We start from the raw sequence: 15,468 nt of genomic DNA, 5'->3' as shown, positions 1-15,468 counted from the left end.
AAGCGGATGGGGATCAGAGCCGGGGGACCGGCCCACGATCATGGATCTCCGCGACATCCACACCCCCGTCCTTCTCGAGCGCTGCCTCGAGCTGCTCGCCCCCGCCCTCGAGGTGCCGGGTGCCGTCTTCGTCGACGCGACCCTCGGGATGGGCGGCCACAGCGAGGCGTTCCTGGAGCGCTTCCCGGGCCTCCGCCTGGTCGGGCTCGATCGCGACCTCGACGCCCTGCGGATCGCGGGTGAGCGTCTGGCACCGTTCGGCGACCGGGTCGAGCTGGTCCACACCGTCTACGACGGGATCGAGGCCGCCCTCGAGAGCGTCGGGGTCGACGCGGTGCACGGCATCCTCTTCGACCTCGGGGTCTCCTCCCTTCAGCTGGACGAGGTCGATCGGGGATTCGCCTACTCGCGTGATTCGCCCCTCGACATGCGGATGGACCAGTCCACCGGGGTCACCGCCGCCGACGTGGTCGCGACGTTCAGCGAGGGTCAGCTGCGGCGGATCTTTGAGCGCTACGGCGAAGAGAAGCTGGCCGGTCGCTACGCGCGGGCCATCGTGGCCGCGCGCGCCGAGGGCCCCATCGAGCGCTCCGGTCAGCTCGTGGACATCCTCACGCGCGCCACGCCCTACGCCGCGCAGCGGACCGGGCACCCGGCGAAGCGCGTGTTCCAGGCCCTGCGGATCGAGGTCAATGCCGAACTCGCCGCGCTGGACGCGGCGATCCCCGCGGCCCTCGATCAGCTGCGGGTCGGCGGCCGGATGGTCGTGCTGTCGTACCAGTCGCTCGAGGACCGCCTGGTCAAGCGCGTCTTCGCCGACGCCGTGGCATCCACCTCCCCGCCGGGGCTCCCGGTCGAGCTTCCCGACCACGCCGCCCGCTTCCGGCTCCTGGTGCGGGGAGCCGAGCAGGCGGATGCCGACGAGAAGGCGCGGAACCCTCGCGCCACCCCTGTGCGGCTGCGTGCCGTCGAACGAGTGAGAGAGGCCGCGGCATGAGCGCCCCCCTGATCGCTGCCCCTGTGAACTCACCCGCCGGACGGCGCATCGCGCGCCCCGGCTCCCCGGGGGGCACCCCCGAGCGCCGGCTCCGCCCGGTCGAGCAGGCCGTCCCGCGGTCGCGCCGCAGGCCCCGGCTCGCCTACGGCGTGGTCGCCGTCGTCGCCTCCCTCGCGATCGCCAGCGCGCAGATGATGCTGTCGATCCTCACCACGCAGGGCTCCTACGAGATCTCGTCCCTGACCCAGCAGCAGAGCGAGTTGCAGTGGGAGCGGCAGATGCTCTCCGACGATGTCGCCGGGCTCAGCTCCCCCCAGTACCTCGCTGCGAACGCGGCCGCACTCGGCATGGTCATCGAGGAATCGCCGAACTACCTCCGGCTCAGCGACGGCGCGGTGCTGGGTGCGGGGATCGCCGCGGAGGGCGGGGCCTCGATCGATGCGCTCGGTCGCGGATCGGTCGCCAACGACCTCATCGCCGACCGACCACTCGTGACCGAGCCCGACGCCACGATCCAGGGAGCCCCGGTGGCCACGACCGGCGCCGGGCTCTCCGACACGCCGCCGCCGGTAGCCGACACTCTGCCGACCCCCGCCACACACTGAGAGCAATGACCACCCGAGCAAGCCGCAGTCCTCGCCGCCGCACGGTGGTCGCGCTGGCCGTCGTGCTGGCGGTCCTCGTCGGCTTCATCGTCCGTCTCGTCGACATCCAGGTCGTCAATGCCGACGAGCACATCGAGGACTCCCTCGAGTGGGCGTTCAGCGGATCCCGCGACCTGCACGGCTCGCGGGGGGCCATCACGGATGCTTCGGGCAACACCCTCGCCGGAAGCATCCTGCGCTACGACGTGGTGATCGACCCGAAGAACACCGGCGACATCACCCGTGCGGGCGAGGACGACGTCGAGAGCACCCTGACCTGGCCCGAGGCGTCGGGACTGATCGGCTCGGTCACCGGTCAGGAGGCCGACGAGATCCAGCGGATCGTCGCGTCGGCCCTGGCCGCCGATCCGGCAGACCAGTACGAGTTCGTCCAGCGCGGGATCTCCACGGAGCAGTACCGGGCCTTGGCCGACCTGGAACTGCCCTACCTGACCTTCGAGCAGCATCCCGCGCGGACCTACCCCGACGGCGCGGTCGCGGGGAACCTGATCGGGTTCATGGGCACCGACGAGGTGCCCCTCGCGGGGCTCGAACTCAGCGAGGACGACTGCCTCACCGCCACCGACGGACAGCTCCGATTCCAGCGTGGCAAGGACGGCGTGATCATCCCCGGTACCGAGGTCGAGGATCCCGCGGTGGACGGCGGGACGCTGCAGCTGACGATCGACCGGGATCTGCAGTGGTATCTCATGCAGCTGATCGCCGAGCAGGTGCAGGACATGGGGGCGCTGAGCGGGTCGATCATGGTCACCGAGGTCGGCACGGGCAAGATCCGGGCGGCGGCGGAATTCCCGGCGGTCGACCCGAACAACGTCGCCGCCTCGCCCGACGACGACCGCAGGAGCCGGATCTTCACGGACTGGTTCGAACCCGGCTCGACCTTCAAGGCGCTGACGGCCGCCACGGTGATCGACGCCGGGGGACAGAACGCCCAGTCGACCGTGGTCGCCGCCAGCACCGAGACCTTCGCCAACGGCGCGCGCGTGCGCGACTCGTTCGTCCACCCCGCCTACAACTACACCCTCACCGGCGTCCTCATCGACTCCTCCAATGCGGCGATCTCGCGCATCAGCGAGAGCGTGGACCCGCAGACGCGGTACGACTATCTGCAGCGCTTCGGCGTGGGGGCCGGAAGCGCGGTGGAGTTCCCCGGCGAGCAGACGGGTCTCTTGCGGCCCGCCGCCGAGTGGGACAACCAGACCGTGTACAACACCACGTACGGCCAGGGCCTCACCACGACCCTCCCCGAACTCGTCGGCGCCTACGGGGCGATCGCCAACGACGGCGAGCGTGTCCCGCTGACGCTCGTGGAGGGCTGCACCGCAGCCGACGGCACCGTGACCACCGCCGACGCCCCCGAGCCGGTCCGCGTGGTGAGCGAGGACACCGCGACCCAGGTGCAGCAGATCCTCGAGAACGTCGCACTGCAGGCCAACTACGCCGACGAGATCGCCGTGCCGGGCTATCGCATCGCGGTGAAGACCGGCACGGGCGAGAAGTCCGACCCGGTCACGGGGGGCTACAAGAGCGGGGCCTACTTCACGACCATGATCGGGTTCGCGCCCGCCGACGATCCGCAGTACGTCGTCGCCGTGACGCTGGATGAGCCCACCAAGGTAAAGTCGTCTGTGGCCAACGCCGCGGCATTCCAGCAGGCGATGACGCAGGTGCTCAAGACCTACCGGGTCATGCCGTCCACGACGGAACCGCCTGTCCTGCCGAAATTCGGCTGACGACCTCCCCTCTGACACATGATCTCCCTCTCCCTGCACCACATCGCCCAGACGCTCGGCGGAGACCTCCTGCTCGTCGGCGACGACACCCTCGACACCGAGGTGTCGGGCCGTGTCGACACCGACTCGCGTGTGGTCGGACCCGGCGACATCTTCGTCGCCAAACCCGGCGAGACCACTGACGGCCACCTGTTCGTCCCCGCGGCCCGCACGGCCGGAGCCGTGCTCGCCATCGTCGAGCACCCGGTCGACGAGCCGATCACCCAGATCGTCGTGCCCGACGCGGTCGCCGCCCTCGCCGACCTCGCCCGCGAGGTGGTCGCGCGCGTGCGCGCCCGGGGCGCGCTGAAGGTCGTCGGGATCACCGGCTCCAACGGCAAGACCACGACGAAGAACCTCCTGGCGCGCATCCTGCAGGACGAGGGCGAGACCGTCGCCCCCCGCGCCTCGTACAACAACGAGGTCGGGGCGCCGCTGACGATGCTGCGGGTGACCGAGGGCACCCGGTTCCTGGTGAGCGAGTTCGGAGCCAGCGGTCCCGGTGCGATCGCGGCCCTGGCCGGGCTCGTCCACCCCGACATCTCCGTCGTGCTCATGGTCGGGATGGCCCACGCCGGCGGATTCGGCGGGATCGAGGGCACCTTCCGGGCCAAGTCCGAGCTCGTCCATGCGCTGCGCCCCGGCGGCGTGGCGGTGCTCAACGCCGACGATCCCCGGGTCGCCCAGATGGCGCCGATCGCGGCGGACAGGCCCGCCTCGGTGCGCTGGTTCGGCCGCGGGGGAGCAGCGGACGTGCGGGCGGAGGACGTCGAGGTGACAGCCGACGGCACGTCGTGCACGGTCTTCGCCGACGGCGCGTCGGCACCGCTGCGGCTGCGGGTGCTCGGCGAGCATCATGTGATGAACGCCCTCGCCGCGATCGCCGCGGCGACCGCCCTCGGCGTGTCGCTGGCCGACGCGGTCGCGCGCCTGGAGACGGTCGAGCTCGCCGAGCGCTGGCGCATGCAGCCCCTCGGCTCGCAGCGCGTGCGGATCATCAACGACGCCTACAACGCCAGCCCCGATTCGATGTCGGCGGCGCTGCGGACCCTCGCGCAGATCACCGGCCCCGGCGAGCGCACCGTCGCCGTCCTCGGGGCGATGAGCGAGCTGGGGGAGTACGCCGGCGAGGAGCACGACCGCATCGGACTGCAGGCCGTGCGCCTGGGCATCCAGCGCATCGTCGTGATCGGCCCCGAGGCCCGCCGCCTCTTCCTCGCCGCCGTCGGCGAGGGGTCGTGGGACGGTGAGGCGGTGTTCTTCGCCACGGCCGACGAGGCCTACGACTACCTCACCGGCGAGCTGCGCGACGGCGACCGCGTCCTGGTGAAATCATCCAACTCCGCGGGCCTGAGGTTCCTCGGCGACCGACTGGGAGAATTCTTCTCGTGAGATCCCTCCTGACCGCCGCGGCGATCTCGCTGGCCTTCACGCTCTTCCTCACCCCGGTGTTCCTGCGCCTGTTCCGCAGGTGGGGCTGGGGTCAGGTGATCCGCACCCCCGATGACATCCGCAATCCCAGCCACGGCGAGAAGCGCGGCACGCCCACGATGGGCGGCACGATCTTCATCGCGGGCACGATCATCGGCTATCTCGTCGGCGGGGTGGCGGGGAACAACCCGCCCACCGTGTCGGGCCTGCTGGTGCTGTGGATGATGGTCGGATTCGGCACCGTCGGCTTCATCGACGACTTCATGAAGGTCCGCAGTCAGCGAAGTCTCGGCCTGAGCGGCTGGCGCAAGATCGTCGGGCAGATCATCGTCGCCGTGCCGTTCGGCATCGTCGCGCTGAACTTCCCCAACATCTACAACGAGACGCCGGCGTCGCCCTACATCTCGGTGTTCCGCGACGTGCAGCTGCTGTGGTTCTTCGCCCTCGGGCCCATCCTCGGCTGGCTGCTGTACCTGGCCTGGATCTCGTTCATCGGCGTGGCCGCCTCCAACTCGGTGAACGTCAGCGACGGGCTCGACGGGCTGGCCGCGGGCGCCGGGATCTTCGTCGTCGGCGCCTACAGCCTCATCGCGTTCTGGCAGTTCAACCAGGCATGCTTCGGCGGCGGGGAGTTGAGTCCCGGGGGGCTCTCCGCCTGCTACGCAACGCGAGACCCCTTCGACCTCGCCATCGTCTCGGCCGCGTTCGTCGGTGCCCTCGTCGGATTCCTCTGGTGGAACGCCCCGAAGGCGAAGGTGTTCATGGGGGATGTCGGGTCGATGGCGATCGGCGGCGTGCTCGCCGCCATGGCGATCCTCACCCGCACCGAGCTGCTGATGGTGCTGGTCGCCGGCGTCTACGTCATCGCGTCGGGGTCGGTCATCCTGCAGCGGGTCTACTTCAAGATCACGCGCGGCAAGCGGCTGTTCCTCATGAGTCCTCTGCACCACCACCTCGAGATGCGCGGCTGGTCGGAGATCACCATCGTCGTACGGATGTGGATCATCGCCGGGCTCCTCGCCGTCTCGGGCGTCGGCTTCTTCTACGTCGAATGGCTCTCGCAGACATGACCCGCCTGGACGGCCTCACGAGCTGGCATGCCGACTGGTCGGGACTGCGGGTCGCGGTCCTGGGCCTGTCGTTGACGGGCTTCGCCGCGGCCGACACGCTCGCCGAACTCGGCGCCCGCGTGCGGGTGTTCTCCGAGGCGGCCGAGCCCGAGTACGAGAAGCTCCTCCCCGTGATCGGCGTCGACGCGGTGATCGGCTCCCTCACCACGGTTCCCGAAGACCTGCGCGCCTTCGCACCCGAGGTCGTCATCGCGTCGCCGGGGTTTTCTCCGGATCACCCGATCATCGCGTGGTGCGTCGAGGACGGAATCCCCCTGTGGGGCGACGTGGAGCTTGCGTGGCGCGTCCGGGACAAAGTGGTCCGCTCCGACGGCAGCCCCGCCGACTGGGTTCTGGTGACGGGGACGAACGGCAAGACGACGACGACCCGGCTCGTCGCCGAGATGCTCGTCGCCGGCGGGCTGCGCGCCGCCCCGGTCGGCAACATCGGCACCCCCGTGCTCGACGCCGTGCGCGACCCCGGCGGCTTCGACGTGCTCGTCGTCGAGCTCTCCAGCCATCAGCTCTGGTACCTCGGACGCCAGGCCGGACCGTCGCGGGTCTCACCGCACGGAAGCGTGTGCCTGAATCTCGCCGAGGACCACCTCGAGTGGCACGGATCCTTCGAGGCCTACCGCGATGCGAAGGCGCACGTGTACGACAACACGCGCGTCGCGTGCGTGTACAACAAGTCCGATGTCGCGACGCGAACCATGGTGGAGGAGGCGGAGGTCGTCGAAGGCGCGCGCGCGATCGGGTTCGACCTCGGAGTCCCGGGGCCGAGCGACCTCGGGGTGGTGGACGGCATCCTCGTGGACCGCGCCTTCCTCGACGACCGGCGCACCAGCGCACTGGAGCTGACCACCGTCGCCGAGCTCGCCGAACGCGGGCTTGCCGCCCCGCACATGGTCGCGAACATCCTCGCCGCCGCGGCGCTCGCACGGGCACTCGATGTCCCCCCGGCGGCGATCCGCGACGCCCTCCGCACCTTCCGGCTCGACCCCCACCGCATCGAGGTCGTGGCCACCCACCGGGGAGTCGTGTGGGTGGATGACTCCAAGGCCACCAACCCCCATGCGGCGGCGTCGTCGCTTTCGGCCTTCCCCGGAGCCGTCTGGATCGTCGGCGGACTGCTGAAGGGCGTGGAGATCGGCCCGCTGGTCTCGCAGGTCGCCGCGAAGGTGCGCGCAGCCGTCGTCATCGGCGCGGACCGCGCGGCGGTCGTGACGGCGTTCTCGCGACACGCGCCGGACGTCCCGGTGTACGAGGTGACACCCGGCGAGACTGAGGACGTCATGGCGCAGGCGGTCGAACTGGCCGCGCAGGTCGCCCGTGACGGGGATGTGGTCCTCCTCGCCCCCGCCGCGGCATCATTCGATCAGTTCTCCTCCTACGCCGACCGCGGCAGGAAGTTCGCCGCCGCCGTGCAGCGATGGATCGAGAGGGGGGACGAGGGTGACGACGACACAGACCCGCACCCCCCGAACCCCCGCGAGCCCGCCTGACGTCGACGCGCGGCGCGGGCTGGCGGCCCGGGTCTCGCTCGGACGGGTGCTCGCGCCGGTGCCGAGCGAATTCCTCCTCATCGCCTCGACGGCGCTGCTGCTGACCATCTTCGGCCTGGTGATGGTGCTCTCCGCCACCTCCGCCACGTCGACCGCGGCAGGCCAGGCCCCCTGGGATGCGGCGATGAAGCAGGCGGTCTTCGCGGTCATCGGCGTCCCCCTGATGTTCATCGCCAGCCGTCTGCCGATCACGTTCTGGAAACGGATCGCGTGGCCGGCGCTCATCGGAGCGGTCGCCTTCCAGCTGTTGGTCTTCACACCCCTCGGACACGGCGCGGACGGAAACCGCAACTGGATCACCATCGCCGGGTTCCAGGCGCAGCCCTCGGAGTTCCTCAAGCTCGCGCTGGCCCTGTGGGTGGGGTACGTCCTCTACCGCAAGCGCACCCTGCTGGCGATGTGGCGGCACGTCTACATCCCGCTCGTCCCGGTCGCCGGCCTCGCGATCGCCACCGTCCTCGCCGGCCGCGATCTGGGCACCGCGATGATCCTGGTGCTCCTCGTGCTCGGCGCGCTCTTCTTCTCCGGAGTGCGACTGCGCATCTTCATCCTCCCCGCCCTGGCGGCGGCGGCGGCGGTCGCCGTGCTCGCGGTCACGAGCCCCGACCGCATGCGCCGCTTCCTCAGCTTCCTGAACCCGAACTGCCTCGACGACTACTTCAACGACTGCTACCAGCCCCTGCACGGCATGTGGGGCCTCGCCGGCGGCGGTGTGTTCGGACTCGGGCTCGGCAACTCCAAGGAGAAGTACGACTGGCTCCCCGCCGCCGCCAACGACTACATCTTCGCCATCGTCGGCGAGGAACTCGGCCTCATCGGCTGCGCCGTCGTGCTGGGTCTCGTCGCGCTCTACGCGGTGGGGGCCTTCCATGTGATCCGCCGCACCGACGACCCGTTCGTCCGCATCGTCGCCGGCGGGATCACCGTCTGGGTGGTCGGTCAGGCGCTGATCAACATCGGTGTCGTCCTCCGCGTCTTCCCCGTTCTCGGGGTTCCGCTGCCGTTCATGTCGCAGGGCGGGACGTCGCTGGTCTCGGTGCTCGTCGCGTCGGGGGTGCTGCTGTCGTTCGCGCGTTCGCTCCCACCCAGACGGGCGGTTAGTGTCGTCGGGTGACGACCTACCTCCTTGCCGGCGGCGGCACCGCTGGGCACGTCAATCCGCTGCTGGCGGTTGCCGACGCCCTCCGCGCGCGCGAGCCGGACGCCGAGGTGCTGGTCCTCGGAACCCGGGAGGGACTGGAGGCACGGCTCGTCCCGCAACGCGGCTACGAGCTGCTGTTCGTCGACAAGGTGCCCTTCCCGCGCCGCCCCGATCGTGCCGCGGCGGTGTTCCCGCAGCGGTTCGGGCGGGCGGTCGCCCAGGTGCGTCGCCACCTCCGTGACCGCAGCGTCGAGGTGGTGGTCGGCTTCGGCGGGTACGCCGCCGCGCCGGCCTACGTCGCGGCCCGCCGGGAACGCATCCCGACTGTCGTCCACGAGGCCAATGCCCGCCCGGGCCTGGCCAATGTGCTCGGCGCACGGCGGGCGGCGGCGGTGGGAGTCGCCTTCGCCGGCACGCGGCTGCGCGGGGCGCGGGTGGTCGGCATGCCGCTGCGCCGCGAGATCGTCGATCTCGACGCCGCCGCGCGCCGGGGGGAGGCGGCTGAGGCGTTCGGTCTCGACCCGTCGCGCCCCGTCCTGCTGGTCTTCGGCGGATCGCTCGGCGCGCAGCGGCTGAACGAGGCCTTCGGCGAGGACGGCGGCGCCGCCTGGCGGGACGTGCTCGCCGCCGGCTGGCAGCTGCTGCACGTCACGGGGGAGCGGAGCACCACCCCTGATCCCGGCGTCCCGGGGTACGCGGTGCGTCGCTACGTCGATCGGATGGATCTCGCCTTCGCGGTGGCCGACGCCGTGGTCTCGCGCGCGGGCGCGGCGACCGTCAGCGAGATCAGCGCCCTCGGCATCCCCGCGGTGTACGTGCCCTACGCCGTCGGCAACGGCGAACAGGCCTTGAACGCCGCGTCCGCCGTCGCGGCGGGGGCGGCTGCGCTGATCCTCGACGCCGACTTCACCGCCGAGCGGGTGCGCCGAGAGGTCGTTCCGCTCCTCGCGGACCCGGCGCGCCTGGACGCGATGCACCGCGCCGCGGCAACCGTCGGCACCCGCTCGGGCAGCGAGGCGGTCCTCACTCTCATCGATGAGGCGCTCGCGCTCGGACGGTGACCTCCGCGCGCCGGGAGGAGGCGTGCAGGACGCCGATCTAGGATTGACGCGCCATGATCAGACCTGACCTCTCCTTGCCGATCCCGGATGACATCCGCGCCGCCCACTTCATCGGCATCGGGGGATCGGGGATGTCGGGGCTCGCCCGCATGTTCCTCGCCCGCGGCATCCGGGTCTCCGGCTCCGATCGCGCCGACAGTCCGTCGCTGCGCGCACTGGCCGCGCTCGGCGCCACCGTGCACGTCGGGCACGACGCCGCGCACCTCGGCGACGCCGACACCGTCGTGCACACGGGTGCGATCTGGCCCGAGAACCCCGAGTACGTCACGGCCAAGGAGCGAGGCCTCGCCGTCATCCACCGTTCGCAGGCGCTGTTCTGGCTCATCGGCGGGCGACGACTGGTCGCCGTCGCGGGGGCGCACGGGAAGACCACCTCGACCGGGATGATCGTCACCTCGCTGCAGGCCCTCGGCACGGATCCCACCTTCGTCAACGGCGGTGTGATCGCCCAGCTCGGCGTCTCGAGCGGCACGGGAGCGGACGATCTCTTCGTGATCGAGGCGGATGAGTCCGACGGCACGTTCCTTCTCTACGACACCTCGGTCGCCCTCATCACCAACGTCGATCCCGATCACCTCGACCACTACGGCTCGCCCGAGGCCTTCGTCGAGGCCTTCGCCCGCTTCGGACGCGAGGCCCGGGAAGCGGTGGTGATCTCCGCCGACGACCCCGGCGCGAAGGAGGTGGCGGCCCTTCTCGACCACCCCCGGGTGGTCACCTTCGGCCTGGACGGCGCCGCCGATGTCCGCCTGAGCGAGGTCGACACGCACGGGCCCGTCGGATTCCGGCTGACCCACGGGGGCGAGACGGTCGCGGTGCGGCTGCGGATCCCCGGTGCGCACAATGCCGTCAACGCCGCCGGCGCGGTCGCGGTGCTCATCGCCCTCGGCTTCCCCCTCGATGCCGCGGCCGAGGCGGTCGCCGGCTTCGCGGGCACCGACCGCCGGTTCGAGCTGCACGGCATCGAGCGGGGCGTGAGCGTCTATGACGACTACGCCCACCATCCGACCGAGGTCGCCGCCGCCCTCGCCGGCGCCCGGAGCGTCATCGGCGACGGCAGGATCATCGCCGTCCACCAGCCCCACACCTACTCGCGCACGCAGCACATGTACCGCGAGTTCGCCGAGGTGCTCGAGCGAAACGCCGATCACACCGTGGTGCTGGACGTCTACGGCGCGCGCGAGGACCCGGTCCCCGGTGTCACCGGGGAGCTCGTCGCCCATGCCTTCGCCGACCCCGATCGCGTGCGCTTCGTCGCGGACTGGCAGCGAGCGGCCGACCACACCGCCTCGGTCGCGCGTCCCGGCGACTACGTCATCACCCTCGGCTGCGGGAACGTCAACCTCATCGTTCCGCAGATCCTCGAGGCTTTGACCCGCGTCCGTCCCGCCGCTGTCGTCGAAGGCTGACCCGTGGTGCGACGGCCGTCCCCGCTCCCGCCGCCGGCCGCTCCGCCGCGACGCACCGCTGCCGTGGAGCAGGCGGGCGTCGACGCTCGGGACGAGCAAGACGGCTCGGGGGTGGTCCTGCCGCTGCGCGACGCCGGCGGCGGCCCGGGAACGGTCTCGGACGACCTCTCTGCGGAGGGTGCCGAGCAGCCGGCGCGGCCGGAGCCGCCGGTCGGCCTGCTGGCGGTGTGGCGCGCGTCGCGGGCCCGGCGGAAGGCGCTCCGGGCGGAGGTGCGGCGCTTCACCGTCCGACAGCGTCGACGGCGCGCGCTGTGGGTGTCGGCGATCGGTGCGGTCCTCGTCGTCGCCGGCGTGACGGCCGCGGTGGCCTACAGCCCGCTGTTCGCCGTCGAACGGGTCCGCGTGGTCGGGACCGCGCAGCTCGATGCGGGGACTGTCGAGGCGGCGCTGGCGTCGCAGCTCGGCACGCCGCTGCCGCTCGTGGACGACGCCGCCATCCAGGACACGCTGTCGGACTTCCCGTTCGTGCAGAGCTACACCCTCGAGGCGCGGCCGCCGCACGAGCTCGTGGTGCGCATCGTCGAGCGCACCCCGATCGGTGCGATCGCGGCGGCGTCGGGATACTCCGTGGTCGATGCCGCGGGAGTCGTGCTCGCCGCCAGCACCGAGCCGCCCGCGGCGGAGCCGATCCTCGACGTGCGCGGCGGCGTCGACGGGGACGCCTTCGCCGCGGTCGGCAGGGTGATGCGCGCGCTTCCGGCCTCGATCGGTGACCAGGTGACGGCGGTGAGCGCGACCTCCGCCTTCGATGTCACCCTGACGCTGACCTCGTCCGCCCGAGTGGTGTGGGGGAGCGCGGAGGAGTCGGCGCTGAAGGCTCGCGTGCTGGAGAGGATCATGGCCGCCCGTCCGGCCGACACGGTCACCAAGTACGACGTGTCTTCGCCCGACGCCGCGGTCATCCGCTGACGGGCGGTCCCGGCCGGCGGAATCGGGGTGGCGCAGGTGGTCGTCGGTCGGGCGGGTGGGCGACCCTTTTTGCCACCAGGGCGCGCGTGGGCGAATCGGGGTGGCGCACGTGGTCGTCGATCGGGCGGCTGGGCGACCCTTTTTGCCACCTGGGCGGGCGCGGGCGAATCGGGGTGGCGCACGTGGTCGTCCGTCGGGCGGTTGGGCGACCCTTTTTGCCACCTGGGCGGGCGCGGGCGAATCGGGTGGGCGAGCGTGGGCGAATCGGGGTGGCGCAGGTGGTCGTCGATCGGGCGGGTGGGCGACCTCTTGTGCCACATGTCATCCGGGGGTCCGCTCACGGGCGATCCCGCGCGGCGACGGAGGTCTGCCGATCCCGCGCGAGATCGGGATGTCGCGACACGCCGCGTCCCTCCGCGCCTCGGGGTGCAGGCCGCTTACCTTCAAGAACAGGAATTGCATACCGAGCAATTCTTTATACCTCTAGTAGAGGTTGAAGGTTCGGGAAGACGGAGGCCGGCATGAGCCAGAACCAGAACTACCTCGCCGTGATCAAGGTGGTCGGTGTGGGTGGCGGCGGCGTGAACGCCGTCAACCGCATGATCGACCTCGGGTTGCGCGGCGTGGAGTTCATCGCGATCAACACCGACGCCCAGGCGCTGCTCATGAGCGACGCCGACGTCAAGCTCGACGTCGGACGCGAGCTCACGCGGGGTCTCGGCGCAGGTGCCGACCCCGAGGTGGGTCGTCGGGCGGCGGAAGACCACGCGGAGGAGATCGAAGAGGCCCTGCGCGGTGCCGACATGGTCTTCGTGACCGCCGGCGAAGGCGGCGGGACGGGTACCGGCGGTGCGCCGGTCGTCGCCAAGATCGCGAAGTCCATCGGAGCCCTCACCATCGGTGTGGTCACCAAGCCCTTCTCGTTCGAAGGTCGTCGTCGGCAGAGCCAGGCCGAGGCCGGTGTCGCGCGCCTGAAGGAAGAGGTCGACACCCTCATCGTCGTCCCGAACGACCGTCTGCTCGAGATCAGCGACCGAGGGATCTCCATGGTGGAGGCCTTCGCGACCGCCGACCAGGTGCTCCTTGCCGGTGTGCAGGGAATCACCGACCTGATCACGACCCCCGGTCTGATCAACCTCGACTTCGCCGACGTCAAGTCGGTCATGCAGGGCGCGGGTTCCGCGCTCATGGGCATCGGCTCCGCCCGCGGGGCCGACCGAGCCATCAAGGCCGCCGAGCTCGCCGTGGAGTCGCCCCTGCTCGAGGCGTCGATCGAAGGCGCGCACGGCGTGCTGCTGTCGATCCAGGGCGGGTCGAACCTCGGCATCTTCGAGATCAACGACGCCGCTCAGCTGGTGAAGGAGGCCGCCCACCCCGAGGCCAACATCATCTTCGGAACGGTGATCGACGACACCCTCGGGGACGAGGTGCGCGTGACCGTCATCGCGGCGGGATTCGACGGCGGCGAGCCGTCGCTGCGGATCGACCCGGTTGCCGCGGCGCGGCCGGCCAGCGTTCCCGTCGTGCCGGCGATGCCCGCTGTCGATGCGGCGAGGGATGCCGAGCACGAGCGCGTCGAGCCGAAGAAGGAGTCGGTCTCGGTGGGAGCGACACTCCCCGACACCGGGTACGACTCGGCGTTCGGCGACGACGACCTCGACATCCCCGACTTCCTGAAGTGATCCGCATCGCTCCGCGATGACCGCATCTGCGACACCCGACGAGCCGCCGGACGAGGACGACCTCGCCCGGCGGCTCGCCGACGTCGATGCGCGCATCGACGAGGCGGTGCGCGCCGCGCGCCGGCAGCCCGAGGAGATCACCCGCATCGTCGTGACGAAGTTCCACCCCGAGAAGCTCGTCGAGCGGCTCTACGCGCTCGGTGTGCGCGATGTGGGGGAGAACCGGCAGCAGGAGCTGTCGGCCAAGCACGAGGCCGTAGGCCCGCTACCCGACCTCCACTGGCACTTCATCGGCCAGGCGCAGACGAACAAGGCGCGGGCGATCCGTGCGGCAGCCGCCGTCGTCCACTCGGTCGATCGCCCCAAGATCGCCGATGCTCTCGACCGCGCGGCCGATGAGGGCCATCCGATCCTGGACGTCTTCCTGCAGGTGAACCTCACCGACGACCCCGGCCGCGGCGGCGTCGCGCCCGCAGAATTGGTGGCTCTCGCCGAGCACACCGCGGGCTGCGGCACCCTGCGGGTCCGCGGCGTCATGGCGGTCGCGCCGCTCGACGAAGCACCCGCCGCGGCCTTCGCCCGACTCGCGCGCTGCGCGGACGCGGTGCGCACGGTCGTCCCCGAGGCGACCTGGATGTCGGCGGGGATGACCGGAGACTTCGCCGAGGCGATCGCCGTCGGCGCGACACACCTTCGCATCGGTACGGCAATCACCGGCCCGCGGCCCGAGCGCGGTTAACCTCGGAAACGACACGAGCAAACGGAGGATCCGATGTCGAACCCGCTCAAGAAGACCATGGTGTACCTGGGCCTCGCCGACGAGGAAGAGGTCTACGAGGAGCCCGCGTCGCAGCCGGCTGCTCGTCAGAAGCCCCAGGCGGTCGAGAAGGCAGCCCCCATCACTCCGATCCACCGTCCGGCCGTTGTCCGTCAGCCCGCGCCGACCGCGGTCAGCGAGATCCTCACCGTTCACCCCAAGCAGTACCGCGACGCCCAGGTGATCGCGGAGAACTTCCGCGACGGGATCCCGGTGATCATCAACCTGTCGCAGATGTCCGACGCCGATGCGCGTCGACTGATCGACTTCGCGAGCGGCCTCTCCCTCGGTCTCTACGGACGTATCGAGCGCGTCACCAGCAAGGTGTTCCTGCTCTCGCCCGAGAACGTCGCGGTGTCCGGCGACGGTGCCATCGCGCACGCGGACCCGGAAGCCGTGCCCTTCTCGTAGCCTTAGTAGGTGCCCGTCATCGCGTTCATCGCTTCCATCCTCAACGCGATCCTCTTCATCTACGTCTTCGTCCTGCTCGGGAGACTGGTGCTCGAGTGGATCCCCTTCTTCAACCGCGAGTGGCGGCCGAAGGGCGTAGGCCTGGTACTCGCTGAGGTCGTCTACACCGTCACCGATCCGCCGATCAAGATGTTCCGGCGCTTCATTCCGCCCCTCCGGGTGGGCCCCGTCGCGCTGGATTTCGGTTTCGCGTTGACGATGCTGCTCTGCTTCATCCTGCTCGCCGTCACCCGCTCGCTCACGATGGTCTGACCCTGCCCGGCGCCTTCGACACGCCCTGGAGCCGGGGCTATGCTTGGCTGGATACGACCGCCGCAGG

General features: G+C 70.8%; 14 protein-coding genes. All 14 read left to right on the top strand.

Annotated features, from left to right (window positions below; all coding sequences use genetic code 11):
• The first annotated feature begins 40 nt into the window (after positions 1-40).
• The 14 genes from rsmH to T9R20_RS10735 all read left to right on the top strand — a co-directional run bounded on the left by rsmH (position 41) and on the right by T9R20_RS10735 (position 15,401).
• Positions 41-997 carry a 16S rRNA (cytosine(1402)-N(4))-methyltransferase RsmH gene (gene rsmH / locus T9R20_RS10800; protein ID WP_322409317.1) on the top strand — a complete coding sequence of 319 codons (957 nt, stop codon included), beginning with the start codon at positions 41-43 and terminating at the stop codon, positions 995-997.
• Entirely contained in the window at positions 994-1,602 is a 609-nt protein-coding gene (locus T9R20_RS10795; RefSeq protein ID WP_322409316.1) for a hypothetical protein, read from the top strand. Before rsmH ends, T9R20_RS10795 begins: the two co-directional genes overlap by 4 nt.
• Positions 1,603-1,607: 5 nt before the next feature.
• The gene (locus T9R20_RS10790; RefSeq protein ID WP_322409315.1) at positions 1,608-3,395 is read left to right on the top strand and encodes a penicillin-binding protein 2; all 1,788 of its coding nucleotides are present in this window, start codon (positions 1,608-1,610) and stop codon (positions 3,393-3,395) included.
• An 18-nt stretch (positions 3,396-3,413) separates the two neighbouring features.
• A complete protein-coding gene (locus T9R20_RS10785) occupies positions 3,414-4,826 on the top strand; it encodes a UDP-N-acetylmuramoyl-tripeptide--D-alanyl-D-alanine ligase (RefSeq protein ID WP_322409314.1) in 1,413 nt (470 codons plus the stop codon).
• A complete protein-coding gene (gene mraY, locus T9R20_RS10780; RefSeq protein ID WP_322409313.1) occupies positions 4,823-5,935 on the top strand; it encodes a phospho-N-acetylmuramoyl-pentapeptide-transferase in 1,113 nt (370 codons plus the stop codon). Before T9R20_RS10785 ends, mraY begins: the two co-directional genes overlap by 4 nt.
• Positions 5,917-7,479, top strand: a complete 1,563-nt coding sequence (murD, locus tag T9R20_RS10775) for a UDP-N-acetylmuramoyl-L-alanine--D-glutamate ligase (protein WP_322409312.1) — start codon at positions 5,917-5,919, stop codon at positions 7,477-7,479. The genes mraY and murD overlap by 19 nt, the downstream gene beginning before the upstream one ends.
• On the top strand, positions 7,430-8,653 hold the full coding sequence (gene ftsW, locus T9R20_RS10770) for a putative lipid II flippase FtsW (RefSeq protein WP_416182900.1): 1,224 nt from the start codon (positions 7,430-7,432) through the stop codon (positions 8,651-8,653). The genes murD and ftsW overlap by 50 nt, the downstream gene beginning before the upstream one ends.
• Positions 8,650-9,741, top strand: coding sequence for a UDP-N-acetylglucosamine--N-acetylmuramyl-(pentapeptide) pyrophosphoryl-undecaprenol N-acetylglucosamine transferase (locus tag T9R20_RS10765; protein ID WP_322409311.1), 1,092 nt, complete (start codon positions 8,650-8,652; stop codon positions 9,739-9,741). The genes ftsW and T9R20_RS10765 overlap by 4 nt, the downstream gene beginning before the upstream one ends.
• A gap of 53 nt (positions 9,742-9,794) precedes the next feature.
• Positions 9,795-11,210: a UDP-N-acetylmuramate--L-alanine ligase gene (gene murC, locus T9R20_RS10760; RefSeq protein ID WP_322409310.1), complete on the top strand. Its 1,416-nt coding sequence runs from the start codon at positions 9,795-9,797 to the stop codon at positions 11,208-11,210.
• A 6-nt stretch (positions 11,211-11,216) separates the two neighbouring features.
• Complete coding sequence (locus T9R20_RS10755) at positions 11,217-12,179, top strand: FtsQ-type POTRA domain-containing protein (protein ID WP_322409309.1); 963 nt, start codon at positions 11,217-11,219, stop codon at positions 12,177-12,179.
• Between the two features lie 521 nt (positions 12,180-12,700).
• Positions 12,701-13,861 (top strand): cell division protein FtsZ, encoded by a 1,161-nt coding sequence (gene ftsZ, locus T9R20_RS10750; protein ID WP_322409308.1) that lies wholly within the window; start codon positions 12,701-12,703, stop codon positions 13,859-13,861.
• 16 nt (positions 13,862-13,877) lie between these two features.
• Positions 13,878-14,600, top strand: a complete 723-nt coding sequence (locus T9R20_RS10745) for a YggS family pyridoxal phosphate-dependent enzyme (protein WP_322409307.1) — start codon at positions 13,878-13,880, stop codon at positions 14,598-14,600.
• Positions 14,601-14,633: 33 nt separating this feature from the next.
• Positions 14,634-15,089, top strand: coding sequence for a cell division protein SepF (locus T9R20_RS10740; RefSeq protein ID WP_179559412.1), 456 nt, complete (start codon positions 14,634-14,636; stop codon positions 15,087-15,089).
• A 9-nt stretch (positions 15,090-15,098) separates the two neighbouring features.
• Positions 15,099-15,401 carry a YggT family protein gene (locus T9R20_RS10735; RefSeq protein WP_124293021.1) on the top strand — a complete coding sequence of 101 codons (303 nt, stop codon included), beginning with the start codon at positions 15,099-15,101 and terminating at the stop codon, positions 15,399-15,401.
• The last annotated feature ends 67 nt before the right edge of the window (positions 15,402-15,468 follow it).

It is taken from the genome of Microbacterium invictum, from assembly GCF_034421375.1.
Lineage (GTDB): Bacteria > Actinomycetota > Actinomycetes > Actinomycetales > Microbacteriaceae > Microbacterium > Microbacterium invictum_A.
The sequence above is the reverse complement of the archived record's forward strand: the minus strand, read 5'-3'. Positions and strand labels throughout refer to the sequence as shown.

Excerpts from the sequence above, each read along its gene's own strand:
- T9R20_RS10790 (WP_322409315.1), top strand. The coding sequence starts at position 1,608 with ATGACCACCCGAGCAAGCCGCAGTCCTCGCCGCCGCACGGTGGTCGCG.
- T9R20_RS10740 (WP_179559412.1), top strand. The coding sequence starts at position 14,634 with ATGTCGAACCCGCTCAAGAAGACCATGGTGTACCTGGGCCTCGCCGAC.
- T9R20_RS10745 (WP_322409307.1), top strand. The coding sequence starts at position 13,878 with ATGACCGCATCTGCGACACCCGACGAGCCGCCGGACGAGGACGACCTC.
- murD (WP_322409312.1), top strand. The coding sequence starts at position 5,917 with ATGGCTCTCGCAGACATGACCCGCCTGGACGGCCTCACGAGCTGGCAT.
- T9R20_RS10795 (WP_322409316.1), top strand. The coding sequence starts at position 994 with ATGAGCGCCCCCCTGATCGCTGCCCCTGTGAACTCACCCGCCGGACGG.
- ftsZ (WP_322409308.1), top strand. The coding sequence starts at position 12,701 with ATGAGCCAGAACCAGAACTACCTCGCCGTGATCAAGGTGGTCGGTGTG.
- murC (WP_322409310.1), top strand. The coding sequence starts at position 9,795 with ATGATCAGACCTGACCTCTCCTTGCCGATCCCGGATGACATCCGCGCC.
- rsmH (WP_322409317.1), top strand. The coding sequence starts at position 41 with ATGGATCTCCGCGACATCCACACCCCCGTCCTTCTCGAGCGCTGCCTC.
- T9R20_RS10785 (WP_322409314.1), top strand. The coding sequence starts at position 3,414 with ATGATCTCCCTCTCCCTGCACCACATCGCCCAGACGCTCGGCGGAGAC.